This is a genomic window from Pseudomonas sp. BNK-30 (assembly GCF_047456185.1).
Lineage (GTDB): Bacteria > Pseudomonadota > Gammaproteobacteria > Pseudomonadales > Pseudomonadaceae > Aquipseudomonas > Aquipseudomonas putida_E.
Genome location: NZ_CP179904.1, coordinates 3,019,671 through 3,034,336, shown reverse-complemented (window position 1 = coordinate 3,034,336; position 14,666 = coordinate 3,019,671). Strand labels below are relative to the sequence as shown.

The 14,666-nt window shown below is 65.3% G+C and carries 11 protein-coding genes; 2 read left to right on the top strand and 9 right to left on the bottom strand.

Annotated elements, in window-relative coordinates; translation table 11 throughout:
- From ACMGGN_RS14115 to ACMGGN_RS14105, 3 genes are read right to left on the bottom strand one after another with little or no spacing between them, the layout of a single operon-like run.
- On the bottom strand, nt 1-597 hold the full coding sequence (locus tag ACMGGN_RS14115) for a glutathione S-transferase (protein ID WP_115275577.1): 597 nt from the start codon (nt 595-597) through the stop codon (nt 1-3).
- Entirely contained in the window at nt 594-4,238 is a 3,645-nt protein-coding gene (locus ACMGGN_RS14110) for an AAA family ATPase (protein ID WP_281868472.1), read from the bottom strand. The genes ACMGGN_RS14115 and ACMGGN_RS14110 overlap by 4 nt, the downstream gene beginning before the upstream one ends.
- Nucleotides 4,235-5,473, bottom strand: coding sequence for an exonuclease SbcCD subunit D C-terminal domain-containing protein (locus ACMGGN_RS14105; RefSeq protein WP_115275439.1), 1,239 nt, complete (start codon nt 5,471-5,473; stop codon nt 4,235-4,237). The genes ACMGGN_RS14110 and ACMGGN_RS14105 overlap by 4 nt, the downstream gene beginning before the upstream one ends.
- Nucleotides 5,474-5,780: 307 nt before the next feature.
- On the opposite strand from ACMGGN_RS14105, the gene ACMGGN_RS14100 reads away from it, so the two are divergent.
- Entirely contained in the window at nt 5,781-6,212 is a 432-nt protein-coding gene (locus ACMGGN_RS14100) for a DUF2628 domain-containing protein (RefSeq protein WP_046786507.1), read from the top strand.
- Nucleotides 6,213-6,297: 85 nt separating this feature from the next.
- Here ACMGGN_RS14100 and ACMGGN_RS14095 read toward each other — a convergent pair whose 3' ends face one another.
- The 6 genes from ACMGGN_RS14095 to ACMGGN_RS14070 are packed head-to-tail and all read right to left on the bottom strand — an operon-like array spanning nt 6,298 to nt 13,103.
- Complete coding sequence (locus ACMGGN_RS14095) at nt 6,298-7,923, bottom strand: BatD family protein (RefSeq protein WP_119688549.1); 1,626 nt, start codon at nt 7,921-7,923, stop codon at nt 6,298-6,300.
- Complete coding sequence (locus ACMGGN_RS14090) at nt 7,920-9,638, bottom strand: vWA domain-containing protein (protein WP_119688550.1); 1,719 nt, start codon at nt 9,636-9,638, stop codon at nt 7,920-7,922. The genes ACMGGN_RS14095 and ACMGGN_RS14090 overlap by 4 nt, the downstream gene beginning before the upstream one ends.
- Complete coding sequence (locus ACMGGN_RS14085; RefSeq protein WP_115275435.1) at nt 9,635-10,711, bottom strand: vWA domain-containing protein; 1,077 nt, start codon at nt 10,709-10,711, stop codon at nt 9,635-9,637. Before ACMGGN_RS14085 ends, ACMGGN_RS14090 begins: the two co-directional genes overlap by 4 nt.
- On the bottom strand, nt 10,704-11,198 hold the full coding sequence (locus tag ACMGGN_RS14080; RefSeq protein WP_046786503.1) for a DUF4381 domain-containing protein: 495 nt from the start codon (nt 11,196-11,198) through the stop codon (nt 10,704-10,706). The genes ACMGGN_RS14085 and ACMGGN_RS14080 overlap by 8 nt, the downstream gene beginning before the upstream one ends.
- On the bottom strand, nt 11,195-12,139 hold the full coding sequence (locus ACMGGN_RS14075; protein ID WP_125924845.1) for a DUF58 domain-containing protein: 945 nt from the start codon (nt 12,137-12,139) through the stop codon (nt 11,195-11,197). The genes ACMGGN_RS14080 and ACMGGN_RS14075 overlap by 4 nt, the downstream gene beginning before the upstream one ends.
- Before the next feature lie 4 nt (nt 12,140-12,143).
- Complete coding sequence (locus ACMGGN_RS14070; protein ID WP_039601915.1) at nt 12,144-13,103, bottom strand: AAA family ATPase; 960 nt, start codon at nt 13,101-13,103, stop codon at nt 12,144-12,146.
- A 219-nt stretch (nt 13,104-13,322) separates the two neighbouring features.
- On the opposite strand from ACMGGN_RS14070, the gene ACMGGN_RS14065 reads away from it, so the two are divergent.
- Nucleotides 13,323-14,630: a T6SS phospholipase effector Tle1-like catalytic domain-containing protein gene (locus ACMGGN_RS14065; RefSeq protein WP_174141797.1), complete on the top strand. Its 1,308-nt coding sequence runs from the start codon at nt 13,323-13,325 to the stop codon at nt 14,628-14,630.
- Nucleotides 14,631-14,666: the final 36 nt, after the last annotated feature.

Here is a 14,666-nt window from a genome sequence, read left to right as displayed (position 1 = left end):
TCAGGGGCGCGCCATCACTGCGTTGAACAGGTCAGACGCCAACCATCCCTCCAGCCAGCTGCGCACACGCGGATAGTTCGCCTCGGCGAACCACTGCGGCTCGACCCCGGCAAACTGGCGCATCAGGGGCAGCAGTGCGGCGTCGACCAGGCTTGGATGGTGGGCCAGCAGGTAGGGCCGGCCCTCTAGCAGGTGTTCAAGCTCCGCCAGCCAGGCCTCGGCCTGCTGACGGTAATGTTCGCGTGTGTGCTCGGGATATCGCTCGGCATATTTGTACAGGTTGACCTGCGCCTTGAACTCGCTGTCGTTGCGGGCAATAAGCCGGTCAGCCTGTCCTGCGGCTGCAGGGTCAGCCTGCAGCCGCCAGTCCTGCGGGTCATTGCGCTCGAGCGCCCAGCGCATGATGTCCAGGCTTTCCTCCAGCACGCCTTCGCCGGTGTCGAGCACCGGCACCGTGCCCTTGGGTGACAAAGCCAGCAACTCGGCCGGCTTGTTCTTAATCGCCACTTCGCGGATGTGTACCTCGCACCCGGCATAGCGCAGTGCCAGGCGCGCACGCATGGCCCATGGGCAACGGCGAAACGAGTAAAGGATCACCCGCATACCTCGACATCACTCAGGCCGTTGCCCTGGCGACGCACCTGGATCTGCACTGGAATGCGTTCGTGCATCTCTTGCACATGGGAGATCACCGCCACCTTGCGGCCCTGTGCCTGAAGGCCGTCGAGGGCGTCCATGGCCAATTGCAGCGACTCGGGGTCGAGGCTGCCGAACCCCTCGTCGATGAACAGCGACTCGATACGCAGGGTGCTCGACGCCATTGACGCCAGGCCCAGGGCCAGGGCCAGCGAGACCAGGAAGGTTTCACCGCCAGACAAGGAGTGCACCGAGCGCAGTTCGTCGCCCATCTCGGTGTCCAGCACCAGCAGCCCCAGGGCGCTGCCGCCACGTTTCAGGCGGTAGCGCCGCGCCAGTTGGCGCAACTGGGCGTTGGCATGGTGCAGCAGCAGGTCAAGGTTGTAGCCCTGGGCGATCTTGCGGAACACATCGCCGGAGGCCGAGCCGATCAGCGCATTCAGGCGTGCCCAGCGCTGCCACTGCTCGCGGGCCTGTTCGATTTCGGCGGCCAGGGCCTGGTGCGCCTGCTGGCGGCGTTGGTCATCGGCCTGTTGCGCGCGCAGTTCGGCGCACTGTTGTTCCTGAACGTTGAGGTGCTGCTGGAGCTCGGCCAGGGTCTGCTCCAGGTCGTCAGCGGACAGCTCGCCCTGTGTCTGGGCGTTATGCTGCTCAAGCCGCTGTTCACGCTCCTGCAGCAGCACGCGAGCTTGTTCGATGGCTTTCTCTGCGTGCTGTAGCTGCTGGCGCAGGGCCCCAAGTTGCGCATCGTCGATGGCCAGCAGGCGATCGAGGCCACGGTCATCCAGCTCGGGGTGCTCGCTGCGCCACTGGGCGATCGCGCCCTGCAACTGCTGACACTCCTGCTCCAGTGCCTGCTGCCGTTGGGCGTTGGCATCAAGCTCGGCGGCCAGTTTCACGCCCTGGGTCCGCAGGTCCTGCAGGCGCTGCGCGGTGTCGGCATCGGCCGCACGGGCCTGCTCCAGTTGTGCCTCCAGGTGCTGTTGCCAGGCTTCTGCACTGGCATGTTGGCCTAGCAGTTCGGCGAGGTTGGCCTGCGCCTGCTGGCGCTGCTCGACAAGGCTGGCCAGTGTCTGCTGCAACTGCTGCTGCGCCTGCAGGCGTGTCTGCTGCTGGTCGCGCAGCTTGTCCAGCTGTACCTGGCGGGCTTGCTGTTCTTCCTGCTCGTCTTTGCGCTGCTCCAGCTGTTGCAAACGCTGGGCGATCTGCTGATCGAGGCCGAGGAAGGCATTGGCTGGGTCGTCGCTTAGGGCCTTCAGGACATCATCCGGCAGCACACTGGCCAGGTCATTCAGGCCTTGCTGCAACTGCTGTTCGTCGCTGGCCAGAGCCTGGTGTTGGTGGTCCAGGTGGCGCTGGGCCTGCTGTTGCGCTTCATGCGCCGCCTGCAATTGCTGGTTGAGGCGGGCAGCCTCTTTTTGCAAGGCGAGCAGGGCGCTCTGGCGTTTCTCGTCCTTGGCAATTTCATCGTCCAGGCGCTGCAGCTGGTTGGCCAGCCAGGCCGTGCGGGCTTTGTCGTCCTGGGGGGCGAGGGCAGGCCACAGGCTGTGAGCCTGCACCTGCGCAACCAATGGCTGCAATTGCTCGCTCAGTTGTACCTGTTGCTGCTGGTAGTCCTTGAGCTGGGCGTTGACCACGCCAAGCTGGGTGCGCAGTTCCACCAGCTTGCCATTGAGGGATTCGACCTGCTTCTGCGCCGCGTCCTCTTCGGCCTGGTCATGCCGGCCCAGGCTTTGCAGCAGCGCTTCAGGCTGGTGGAATGGGTGTTCGGCGCTGCCACACACCGGGCAGGGCTCGCCGTCGCGCAACTGGCCACGCAGCTCTTCGACGCTGGTGTTACGCGCCAGGCGCTGGCGCTCCAGCAGTTGGCGGGTGAGGGTGAGCGCCTGCTCGGCGGCCTCAAGCTCGGCCTTGGCTGCAGTCCCTTCGCCGATCAGTTGCTGGCGTTGTTGCATGGCCTGCTGCTGGCGCTCACGTATGGCCTCAAGTTGCTGGCGCAACTCCAGCTCGCGGCCATGCAGGCGCGACAGTGTTTCGACGGCACGCTGCTGTTTGCGATTGTCCTGGAGCATGCCGCCGAGCAGGTCGATCTGCTCGGCCAGCGCCTGTGGTTCGGCCTTGGCTTCGCGGAACAGCAGTTCGTAATGGTCGCGCTGCGCCTGCAACTGCACGTTGGCCTGGCTGGCCTGAGCCTGCAGGCCCGGCAGCTCTTCGCGGCCCTTGCTCAGCCGCCCGCCGATCAGCATCACTTGCTTGAGTTGGGGCAGGTAGGCCTGCCAGGCGTTTGCCAACCCGGCGAGGTGTTGGCTACCGGCCAGTGCCTCGTCGATCTGTGCCAGCTGTTGCAGGCTGCGTTGCTGATTTTCTTCCAGCTGCTGCAGTTGCTGCTGCCCTTCGGCGACGTGCTGGTCGGCCTGCTGGCTGGCCGTGCGTTGCGTTGTCAGCTCATTGTCCAGCCGTGCCAGGCTGTCCTGGCCGGCGAACGCCTGGCGCAGGCGCGGGGTGTTTTCGCTGTGCTGGGCCTGGCTGTCGGCGAGCGACTGGCGGGCCGCCAGCAGCGCCTGTTGCAGTTCGCCGGTGCGTGTCTGCAGCTCGCCTTGCTGCTGGTGTTGTGCTGCGATCTGCGCAGCCAAGGGCGCCAGTTGCGCGGTCAGTACTTGCTGGCGGTGGAACTGGTGGCGCTGCGGTGCCAGGCGCTCCAGGCGTTGCAGGTCGAGGCGTTGCTCGGCCAGGGCTTGCCAGCCTTGCTCGGCAGCCTGCAAGGCCGCGCTGGCTTCGCTGTGCTGGGCTTGCAGTTGGCGCTGTTCGTTGAGCCAGTTGCGCTGTTGCTCCAATTGGCGCTGCCGCGCCTGGTGGTTCTTGAATTGTTGCTGCGCCTGCTCCAGGCGCTCGTCGAGTTCGGCGCGGGCCTCTGCGACCATCGGTAGCAGGTGGCTGGCACGGTCTTTCAGTGCGTTGTGCGCTTCGCCGGTTTCCCGCGCCTTGGTGAAGGCGCGCTGGCCGAGGCGGGTGTAGATGGCGGTGTTGGTAAGCTTTTCCAGCAGCTCGCTGCGTTCTCTGTCGTCGGCCTTGAGGAAGGCACTGAACTCGCTTTGGGCCAGCATCACCGCGCGGGTGAACTGCTCGAAGTTCAGGCCCAGGCGGGCTTCGATCAGCTGCTTGTATTCGTTCTTGCCGCTGCCCAGCACCTGCTCGCTGTCAAGGTCGTAGAGGCTCTGGCGGCTGAGCTGCAGCTTGCCGTTGGCTTTGTCGCGGGCGCGGTTGGCCTCCCAGCGTGCGCGGTAGCGGTGGCCGTCGATGCCGATGAAATCGACCTCGGCAAAGCCGCTGCCGGTACCGCGGCGCAGCAGGTTGCGCGGGTCGGATGTGGGGATGTCGCCATCGGCGTCCGGCACCTTGGCTTCGCGGCCGATGGCGTTGAGCCGCGGCACGGTGCCGAACAGGGCCAGGCACAGGGCGTCGAGCAGGGTGCTCTTGCCGGCACCGGTCGGCCCGGTGATGGCGAACAGCCCGGCACTGGCCAGGGGTTCGGCGGTGAAGTCGATGTCGACCGGGCCGGCCAGGGATGCCAGGTTCTTCAGGCGGATGGCGAGAATCTTCATGGCTGTTCCTCTTCCAGCTGAACGTCCTGCAGCAACAGGGCGAAGTCGGCCAGGGCCTGTTCGTCGACGGGGTTGCCATAGGCCTGTTCCCAGGCGCGGCTGAACAGGTCCTGCGGGGTCATCTGCGACAGTTCGACGAACTCAAGATCGCTTTCTTCGTCGTTACCACGGCCAGCATATTCGGCGCCGATGCGGATCAGTCGCACCGCTTTGCCTTCCAATGCGCTTTCGATTTGCTGGCGCAGGTCGGGCTGCGGCTCGTCCAAGAGCACACGCACTTCGAGCCAGGGCTGGCGGTTGGGGTCTTCGAGCAGGTCGATCACCGGCAGCTCGGCAAGTTGCTCCAGCAGTTCGCCCAACGGCGCAGGGCCGATGCGCTGCAGGGCCACGGCGCGCGGCACCGGGCGCGCTTCGACGCTGACCAGTTCAGTGCCCTCGAGCTCGACTTCCAGCACCTGGTGCGGGTAATTGATTTCAGCGAACGACAATGGGATCGGCGAGCCGCTGTAGCGGATGCGGGTTTCGCGGTTGACCTTCTGCGGCTTGTGCAGGTGGCCCAGGGCAACGTAGCTGATGGCCTTGTCGAACAGTTTGGCCGGAAGGGCCTCGGCGTTACCGATGATCAGGCTGCGCTCGGAGTCTTCGGACACAGCACCGCCGGCCATGTGCGCGTGGCTGATGGCGACCAGCGCCTGGTCCTTCTTGCGTTTTTTCTGCGCGGCAGCGATCAGTTGCTGATGCACCTGGTTGATGCCCTGCAGGTAGTCGTCGCCCAACTGTGGGCCGGTGACCTCGGCCGGGCGCAGGAAGGGCAGGGCCAGGCACCAGGCGGCCACCTTGCCGCGGCCGTTGGTCAGTGGGATCAGCAGGCGTTCGGCATCCAGCTGGCCTTCGTCGAGCCAGTGCACACGGCCCAGCGCGTGGGTGCGCAGGCGGCGCATGAGCGCGGCGGGCAGCTCGATGCGTGAGCCGGAGTCATGGTTGCCGGCGATCATCACGATGTCCAGCTTCGGCTGTTGCTCGTGGGCCTGGACGATGAAGTCGTAAAGCCGCTCCTGGGCTTTGACCGGTGGGTTGACCGTGTCGAAGATATCACCGGCGATCAGCAGCGCGTCGGGCTGGCGCAAGCGCAGCTGGCCGAGTAGCCAGTCGAGGAAGCAGGCGTGTTCGAAGTCGCGTTCTTGGCCGTGCAGGCTTTGGCCCAGGTGCCAGTCGGAGGTGTGAAACAGACGCATGGATGACCTGTTGGATTGGGACATGAAGGCTTCGGCATCTGGCGTCATGACAGCGCCAAGGTAGCCCTCGAGGGAGGGCGGTATGGTAACTCAAGTGGCTTGGCGATTGTCTGAGCCGGGCAGTGTTCGATGCGTTGAAAGGGAGGGCAGTGCGCTACAGGGACATTCCATTATGCGAACGGGTCGACATAGTGGCCATTTGCTCGCTTGTTGCCGGCCATCGCCGATGATCTAATCTTCGCCCCGGCCGCGGCGCTTGCGATGCTGCTGGTGTGGGCTACCGGAACCAATTTGAAAAGGAATTTTTATGCAAAGCACGCCACAAATCCAGGCCGATTACGCCAACCTCAAGCCTAAATGGCAGGAGCGTTTCGCTTTCTTCGATCAGCATGGAGGGCCACGTGAAACGAGTTACAAAGCTGCTTTTCGCGCCTTGCCGTTTCGCAAGAAACTGTTGATCAACAACAATTTCCTCGGATTCTTCTTTGGCCCGATCTACTGGTTCGTCCTGGGCATGTGGAAGAAGAACCTGGTCATGCTGGCCATCATTATGGGCATCGGGCTGCTTGAAGGCGTTTACGAGGCTGCCACGGGTAATGCGGTGCCTCGGGCGCTGGACCAGGGCATCAGTGTGGCCTTTGCCGTGCTGTATGGCATGTTGACCAATTATGCCTATTACCTGAAACAGACCAAAGGGGAGCAGGGCTGGAACCCGTTTCAGGGGCATCGGTTCATCTGATCGCTGCCGGTGATCAGCGGGGGAAGGGTCAGGATTGCATCCGGGCTGAGAGGGGCCTGTCTTTAGTGCTGCGCCCCTCTCCCAATCACTTCGGATAAAGCGGCGGCAAGCTCCCCGGCTCACCCGAAGGCAACAACACCTGTTCCGCCGGTGGAATCGTGCCAATCGCCCGCCACAAATCCTCCCCCTGCCAATACTGCCCACTCTCGCTGTAAAGCGCCCCGTTCAACCCATCCAGCGCATCCGACAGCGGCACGAACCGCGCCGCCATCTCCGCCAAGGTCTCCGGCTGCTGCCGCGCCCAGGCGTCGAGTGCCTGGCGGGTGGCCTGTGGGTCGTTGGCCTGGCAGGCGCGCTTGAGGTCGTCCAGCAGGGTGCGTGGGCTTGGGCCGGTCTGCGCGGCGCGCAGTACCGCTGGTTGCGAGCGGGCGCGCCACCACAGGGTAAAACCGAGCGCCGTGGTGAGGGCGAAAATCACGGTGCAGAGTTGCCAAGGCCAGAGCAGATGGCTGGCGCTGCCGGCATCGCCTACCGGGGTGTCGGCGCTCAGGGCAGGGTTGTCCTGCACGTTCAGGTTACGCGCCGGCAGGCTGCTGTGCTCCAGATGGTCCTCGCGGGTATTCCACCAGGTGACTTCCAGCGCCGGCAGGGCAAGTTCGCCGCTGTGGGTGGGCACCAGTGCCTCGCGCTCCTCGCGGTTGGCGGTCATGCCGCGCTCGCTGATTTCGTTGCGCAGCAGCGGTTGGTCCGGGTAGCGGCGCAGCCCGGCGATTTCCGTGGCGGGCAATTGCGGCAACTGGGTGCTGGACAGCCCTTCGGCGCGCAGCGTGATGCTGCGGGTCAGCGAATCGCCTATCTGGGTTTGCTGCCTGCCTGGGTCGGGGTTCCAGTGCTCCTCCAGGGTCAGGCTGCGGGCTGGCAACCACGGTTCGGCCGCGGGCCAGGCGGCGGGGATCGGGCGTACGGTCAGGCGCAGCGGCAGCGACCTGACCTGTACCTGGCGAGCGGTGCGTGCAGTGCCCTCAGGCTGCTGAGCGTTATCGGCGGCGGTGGCGGTGAACGTGAGCGGCGCGATTTCCAGGGTGCCGCTGTGCTGCGGATAGAGTGCGTAGCGTGTCTCGATCACCCCGTGGCGTACGCCGTTGATGTCCTTCTCATAGGTGCGTGAGTCACCCAGCGGCTCGACCTTGGCGTTTTCCAGCTGCAGCGGGCTCAGGCTGCTGTCATCGTACAGCGACACCGAATGGTAGATGCGCAGGGTCAGCACGGCCTGGGCCTGGACATAGACCTCGTTGCTGTCCAGCGTGGCTTCGACGAATATCTGGGACGCAGTATCCGGGCGGCTGGCGTCGGCCTGCAGCACCTGCAGATCGATGGCCTGGCTGTGTGACTGGCCCAGTTGCAGCTCAGGAATACGCAGGCTGCCGCTACGCCTTGGCAGCAGGGTAATGATCCAGCGGGTGCTGGCGCGGGTCTCGCCGTCGAGGGTATGCAGGCTGTTCAACTGGCGCGTGCCGCGCACTTCGAAGTCGCCGTCCAGGGCGCGCAGGTCGGGCTTGCCGAACTGGGTCACATCCTGGCTTTCGAGGGTCAGTTCCAAAGTTTCGCCGGCGCCCAGGCGAGTGCGATCGACGCTGGCCTGCAGGGTCGGCTCGGCCTGGGCCAGAAGGGCCCAGAAGAGGCTGAAGAGAAAGACGCCGAGGCGACTCATCGTGGGGTTTCCTGATGCAATTGCTGTTCATACCAGAATTTGCGGCGTAGCAGCTGCGCCGGGTTGTCGGGGATTTCCCGCAGCCATTGTTCCAGGGCCTGGCGTTGCTCGGCGTCCAGGCTGGTGGAAACCGGCCGCTTGGGCGGCTGGGTGATGCTGTCATCGTCGCCACCCTGGTTTCCGGGAGTGGCCTGGCTGTTGTTGCTGTCTTGGCCGGGCTGTTCGGCGTTGGCCGGTTCATTGTTGCCGGGCGTGCCCTGCGCCGGGCTGCTGGCCGAGCTGCTGTTGCCCTCGGTCTCGCTGCCGGGCGTGCCTTGGGCATCGTCTTTGGCCGGTTGTTCCTCGGCCTGTGCTTCGCGTTGCTGCAACAGCTGCTGGATCAGTGCCTGGTTATCCAGCGCCGGCTTGAAATCGGGCTGGCGTTCGAGGGCTTGCTCATAGGCATCCAGGGCGGCTTCCAACTCGCCGCTGCGGGCCAGGGCATTGCCTCGATTGTAGTGGGCCGCTGTCGTATTGCCTTGGGCAAAGGCCTTGGCGGCCGCGGCGTAGTCGCCGGCCTGGTACAGCGCCATGCCGCGCCATTGCGGGTCCTGGAAGTGCCGGGCGGCGTCCGCCGGGCGGTTCTGTTCAAGCAGGCGCTGGCCCTGCTGGTCGGGGCGCAACCACAGGTCATTGAACTCCAAGGCCTGGCTTGGCTGCGGCAGGGCCAGCAGCAGCGGCAGGCAGAACAGCCAGCCGCGCCGACCCGCGCAGGCGGCCAGCAGTAACAGGGGGATCAACAGCCAGTAGCCTTGGTCGGCCCAGCTGTCGAGTTGCACGTTCTGGCCGTCATTGCGCAGGATGCGCGGGTTGTCGTACAGGCCCAGGCCACGCAGGTCGAGGTCGTCGATGCGGGCATGACGGTAGCGTCCGCCGGTGCTGTTGATAAACGCCCTGAGGCCGCCGCTGTCCAGGCGCGGTACCAGAATGGCACCTTGCTCGTCCTTGAGGAACTCGCCGTTGGCCTGGCGCACCGGAGCCCCGTCGCTGGTGCCGACTCCGAGCATCAACAGGCTCGGGCCCTGGCGGCCCAGGGCCTGGACGATGCCTTGGCGTTCCGGGCCGCTCAATGCCGAACCGATCAGCAACAGGCGGCCTTGGCCCAGGCCGCTCTGCGCCAGCAGGGCCAGGCCTTTTTGCACGGCCAGGTCGGCGCGTTGGCCGGGCTGCGGCATGATCGAAGGGTCGATGGCCTCGAGCAGGTTGCGCGTGGTGCTCAGGTCGTCGGACAGCGGCACCAAGGTGTGTGCGCTGCCTGCGTAGACGATCAGGGCGGTCTGGCTGTCGCGGCGGTGTTCGAGCAGGTCCAGGACCTTGCGCCGAGCCTGCTGCAGCCGGTTGGGCGGGGTGTCCTCGGCAAGCATCTGCGGCGTCAGTTCGAGCAGGATCACTAGCGGGTCGGCCGGGCGTTGGCGGGATTCCTCCACGCGCTGCCAGCTCGGCCCGAGCAGCGCCAGAACGACCAGCAACCAGGCAAGGCCGAGGGCCACCCAGGGCAGTTTGCTGTTGCTGCCACTGCCGCCACCGAGCAGCACCGGGTGGAATGCCTTGGGCAGGATCATCTGCCAGCGCCCGGCGCGCTTGCGCCGGTGCCACAGCTTGAACAGCAGCCAGGCGAGCAGCGGCACTACCAGCAGCCACAGGGGGCGCAACCATTGCGGCCACAGATCGATCATCGCCGCTTCCTCAAGCGCAGCCGTTTAAGGCGCTCACGCCATTGCGGGTGGGGCTGCAGGAAGCGCGGTTTGCGCAGGCCCCGTTGCAGCAGGTTGTTTGGCCATTGCACCGCCACCACCAGCAGCACGCTGAGCAGTAAGGCCAGGGCCAATGGCCAGGCATACAGGGCCTTGGCCGTGCGCGCCTGGGTCGGCTGCTGGGCGACGGGTTCTAGCTGATCCAGGGTATCGCCGATGGCGTCCAGTTCGGCACCGTCGTGGGCGCGGAAGTACGCGCCGCGGGTCAGCTCGGCGATTTCCTTGAGCGAGGCTTCGTCCAGGTCCAGGCTTGGGTTGAGCCCGAGCAGGCCAGGTGTACCGCTGGCCTCGGGGTTGGCGCCGATGCCGATGGTGTAGATGCGCACGCCTTCCTGGGCGGCCAGGCGGGCGGCGGTCAATGGGTGGATCTGCCCGCCATTGTTGGCGCCGTCGGTAATCAGCACCAGCACGCGGCTTTGCGCAGGGCGCTGGCGCAGGCGTTTGACCGCAAGGCCAATGGCGTCACCGATGGCGGTGTTTTTGCCAGCTATGCCGATTTGCGCTTCGTCGAGGAAGGTACGCACAGTGCGCCGGTCAAAGGTCAGCGGTGCCTGCAGGTAGGCCTGGCTGCCAAACAGAATCAGGCCGACGCGGTCGCCTTCGCGGTCCTGCAGGAAGTCGCCCATCAATGCCTTGACCAGGTCGAGGCGGCTGACTTCGTCGTCCTTCCACTGCATGTCGGGGAAGTCCATGGAGCCGGACACATCCACTGCAACCATCAGGTCACGGCCACTGGCGGCCACCGGTAACGGGTCGCCCAGCCATTGCGGGCGGGCAGCGGCGAGCAACAGCAGCAGCCAGATCACCACGAACGGCGCCTGCTGGCGCCAGGTTGGCAGGTTCAGGCGCGCACGCCGGCCGGCCAGGCCTTCCAGCTCGTGGAGAAAGCCCACCTTGAGCACCGGCTCGCCGCTGTCAGCGGCGGGCAGCACCAGGCGCGCCAGCCACGGCAGCGGCAGCAGCACGAAGATCCACGGCCAGGCCAGTTCAAACATGTTTGCGAATCCAGGTTTCGACGGCCTGGCTGAGCCCGACGATGGCCTTGTCGTCGAGCTTGCACTCGGGCTTGTACGCGCCCTCGACCAATACCATCCAGCGGGTCAGGCCGGCGGCCGGGCAGCGGTTGTCGAGGAACGCCAGCCACTGGCGGCCGTTGAGCGTATGGCTGTTGGCCCCGGGGTAATGGTTGCGGCACAGGCGTTTGAGCAAGGCGTTGATCTGCTGCAACCAGGCCCCGGCCGGCGCGCCGTCGTAGGGGCGGGGTAGGCGGGCAAGTTCGGCCAGCGCCTCTAGGCGCACCGGGTCGAGCGGCTGTTCGGCACGCACCACCCGGCGCTTGCCCGGGCGCCAGCGCCGCAGCCGCCACAGGCCCCAGGCCAGCAGTGGCAGCAAGGCGAGCAGCAGCCACCAGCCTGGTGCCGGTGGCCACAGGCCAATCGCCGAGGGTGCGATCAGCGGCTGCAGCTGATCCAGCGGATTCATTTACTGCTCCCAGGGCGCTGGGCATTGAGGTATTCGCGCAACTGCTCGATCATTTCGCTTTGGGTGCTCAGTGGCATCAGCACCACGCGCAGCTTTTGCGCCATCAAGTCCCAGCGTTCGATACGCGCTTCGGCCTGCTGACGGTAGGCCTGGCGCAGGTTGGTGTCCAGCGTGTCTAGCTCCAGCTGCGCACCGCGCTGGGAAAAACGCAGCAGGCCAGCAGCAGGCAAGGCGTGGTCGAGCGGGTCGGAGACCGGTATCAGCAGCAGGTCGCAATGGCGCGAGAGCATCGCCAGGTGCTGTTCAGCCTGGGCGCTGAGCGAGCGCTCGTCGCAAATGACGATGGCCAGGCTGCCTGGGCGCAGTACTTCACGTGCGCGGCGCAAAGCCAGGCCCAGGCTGTCAGCGTGGGGCGCGGCTTCGGTGTGCAGCGCCTGGTTGACCTTCGCCATACGGTTGAGCAACTGCAGCAGGCTTTGCTTGCTGCGCCGCGGCTTGATTTCGTGGTGCTCATCATCGCCGAACACCAACCCGCCGATACGGTCGTTGTGGCCCAGCGCAGCCCAACCGAACAGCGCCGCAGCCTGGGCCGCGAGCACTGACTTGAACATCAGCCCCGAGCCGAAGAACAGGCGTTGGCTTTGCTCGACGAGGATGAAGATCGGCCGCTCGCGTTCTTCATGGAACAGCTTGGTATGCGGCTCTTGGGTGCGTGCGGTGACCCGCCAGTCGATGTTGCGTACGTCGTCACCGGCCTGGTAGACGCGCACCTGGTCGAAGTCCACGCCGCGCCCGCGCAGCTTGGAGTGGTGCAGGCCGACCAGCGGGCTGCGCTGGCCAGGCCGTGAGAACAACTGGATCTCGCGCACCCGGTGGCGCATGTCGATCAGCTCGGCGAGGCCGATGCGGATGCCGGGTTCGGCCTGCTGAGCGGTGGGCATGGGCTCAGGCAACGGCGACGACGTCAAGGATGCGCTGGACCACGCGGTCCTGGTCGACCCCTGCCGCTTCGGCTTCGAAGGAGAGGATGATGCGGTGGCGCAGCACGTCGAACAGCACGGCCTGGATATCCTCGGGGCTGACGAAGTCGCGCCCGGCCAGCCAGGCATGCGCCCGCGCACAACGATCCAGAGCGATGGAACCGCGCGGGCTGGCGCCGTAGGCGATCCAGTCGGCCAGCTCGGTATCGAACTTGGCCGGTGTGCGCGTTGCCATGACCAGTTGCACGAGGTATTCCTCCACCGCGTCGGCCATGTACAGGCCAAGGATTTCCTTGCGTGCGGCAAAGATGGCCTGCTGGCTGACCCGCCGTTCAGGCTTGACTTCGCCACCCAGCGCTTCACCGCGGGCCTGGGCCAGAATGCGTCGCTCCACCGCCGCATCGGGGAAGCCGATCTTCACGTGCATCAGGAAACGGTCGAGCTGGGCCTCCGGCAGCGGGTAGGTTCCTTCCTGCTCGATCGGGTTTTGCGTGGCCATGACCAGAAACAGCGGCGACAGGTCATAGGTACTGCGCCCGACACTGACCTGGCGTTCGGCCATCGCCTCGAGCAACGCCGACTGCACCTTGGCCGGTGCCCGGTTGATTTCGTCAGCCAGCACCAGGTTGTGGAAGATCGGCCCCTGCTGGAACACGAAGCTGCCGGTTTCCGGGCGGTAGATTTCTGTGCCGGTAATGTCGGCCGGGAGCAGATCAGGGGTGAACTGGATGCGATGGAACTGCGCTTCGACACCTTCGGCCAGCTCTTTGATGGCCTTGGTCTTGGCCAGGCCCGGGGCGCCCTCGACCAGCATGTGGCCGTCGGCCAGCAGCACGATCAACAGCCGCTCGACCAGTTTTTCCTGGCCTAGGATCTGGGAGGAAAGAAAGGTGCGTAGCGCGATCAGCGCTTCACGGTGTTCCATCGGCGGCGGTTCCTGGGATTGGGCCAGGGCGGGCGCGGAGCGCGACGGACCTGGCAGGGGTGGATACTTTAATCTATCCGGGGGGTGGCGACCAATTACGCCCCGGTTTTTTATGCGCATTGAAGCGGTGGAATATCCGCGTGCGTTTCAGGTGTTCTCCGATTCCCGGTGGCGGTGATCTGTCGCTTGCTTGTGCTCTTCGAATCATGAAGGAGCATGATGATGAGCAAGCAGTACGGTATACCTGCCCCGGTCACCCTGCGGGTGGGCGTTTTTTTCGATGGCACTGGCAACAATCAGGGCAACGCTGCACCCTTGGCTTCCACCGGCCGCGCTTGCGCAGGGGGTAGTTACGCCAATGCCCGCAGTAACATTGCCCTGCTGCACGCGCTTTATCCCTCCGGGCCTGTGCAAGGTCAGGTTCATTTCAGCGTTTATGTGGAAGGTATCGGTACAACACACGGTGCGCCTGACTCGTCCTTCGCCCAGGCGACGGGGCGTGGAAGCGCGGGGGTGGCGGCCCGGGTAGATCAGGCGCTGGTGGAGGTTGGCAGGCAGCTGCGCGATTATCGGGCTGAGCATCCGCAGGTTGTACCCAAGTGCATCGAATTCGACCTGTTCGGTTTCAGTCGAGGTGCTGCGGCGGCCAGGCATCTGGCCAATCGGCTGGGCAAGGAGGAGGCGGGCTTGCCGGCTGAGCTGCACGGGCCCCGGGCGATCAATTTCATTGGTCTGTTCGATACGGTGGCGGCAATCGTTGCACCTTTGCAAGGCAGCTTCGACCCTGCCAGCGATCAATACGGCGGTTTGCGTCTCGGGCTGGACACACTTGTCGCCCGGCAGGTGGTGCAACTGGTGGCCGGCGATGAGCAGCGCCACAACTTCCCGCTGGTGCGCAGCGACAACGACATAGTCGTGCCGGGTGTGCACTCGAATATCGGTGGCGGTTATCGTGAGCACATGCGTGAGCAGGTTCTTTTGTGCAAACCGCAGTCGAGCCGGGTCGCGCGGACGACGCCGGCCGAATGCACAAGCGCCCATGCGGCGGTCAATGGGCTGCTGACCTCGACTTTTGCCGGCCTGGTCGATCCGCGGCCAACGCTGCTCAGCTGGGAGGTGCCGATCGAAGGCAGCCGAGCCAGGCGTGATGACCCGGAAAAGCAGGTGTATGCCGCTGTGTACCGAGAACGTGAAGTCAGTGGCCACCTGTCACGTGTCTACCTCAGCATCATGCGTGAACTGGCCGTGCGCGGTGGCGTACCGTTCGCTCCCTTGGGCAGTGACGATGCGCATCACCTGCCGGCAGAGTTGCTGCCTGTCAGCCGCAAACTGCATGAGTTTGCCCTCGGGCAATGTGCGCAACTGCGCCTGACGCCCCAGGAACGAGCGTTGCTGCAGGCAAAGTATGTGCACACATCGGCGCACTGGAACGCAGTGAAAGGGCTGGATAACAGTGCGCTGGACGCGTTTTACATCGACCGGCCGGGCAAGGCGGGCAGGGTGCTGCACAAGAACCCGGTTGGCTGATGCGGGTGCCGGCCTGCCCACCATTATCGATGTGCA

What these genes read in the sequence shown, in the direction of transcription:
- ACMGGN_RS14110 (WP_281868472.1), bottom strand. Translation starts at nt 4,238, where the DNA reads ATGAAGATTCTCGCCATCCGCCTGAAGAACCTGGCATCCCTGGCCGGC.
- ACMGGN_RS14105 (WP_115275439.1), bottom strand. Translation starts at nt 5,473, where the DNA reads ATGCGTCTGTTTCACACCTCCGACTGGCACCTGGGCCAAAGCCTGCAC.
- ACMGGN_RS14100 (WP_046786507.1), top strand. Translation starts at nt 5,781, where the DNA reads ATGCAAAGCACGCCACAAATCCAGGCCGATTACGCCAACCTCAAGCCT.
- ACMGGN_RS14095 (WP_119688549.1), bottom strand. Translation starts at nt 7,923, where the DNA reads ATGAGTCGCCTCGGCGTCTTTCTCTTCAGCCTCTTCTGGGCCCTTCTG.
- ACMGGN_RS14090 (WP_119688550.1), bottom strand. Translation starts at nt 9,638, where the DNA reads ATGATCGATCTGTGGCCGCAATGGTTGCGCCCCCTGTGGCTGCTGGTA.
- ACMGGN_RS14085 (WP_115275435.1), bottom strand. Translation starts at nt 10,711, where the DNA reads ATGTTTGAACTGGCCTGGCCGTGGATCTTCGTGCTGCTGCCGCTGCCG.
- ACMGGN_RS14080 (WP_046786503.1), bottom strand. Translation starts at nt 11,198, where the DNA reads ATGAATCCGCTGGATCAGCTGCAGCCGCTGATCGCACCCTCGGCGATT.
- ACMGGN_RS14075 (WP_125924845.1), bottom strand. Translation starts at nt 12,139, where the DNA reads ATGCCCACCGCTCAGCAGGCCGAACCCGGCATCCGCATCGGCCTCGCC.
- ACMGGN_RS14070 (WP_039601915.1), bottom strand. Translation starts at nt 13,103, where the DNA reads ATGGAACACCGTGAAGCGCTGATCGCGCTACGCACCTTTCTTTCCTCC.
- ACMGGN_RS14065 (WP_174141797.1), top strand. Translation starts at nt 13,323, where the DNA reads ATGATGAGCAAGCAGTACGGTATACCTGCCCCGGTCACCCTGCGGGTG.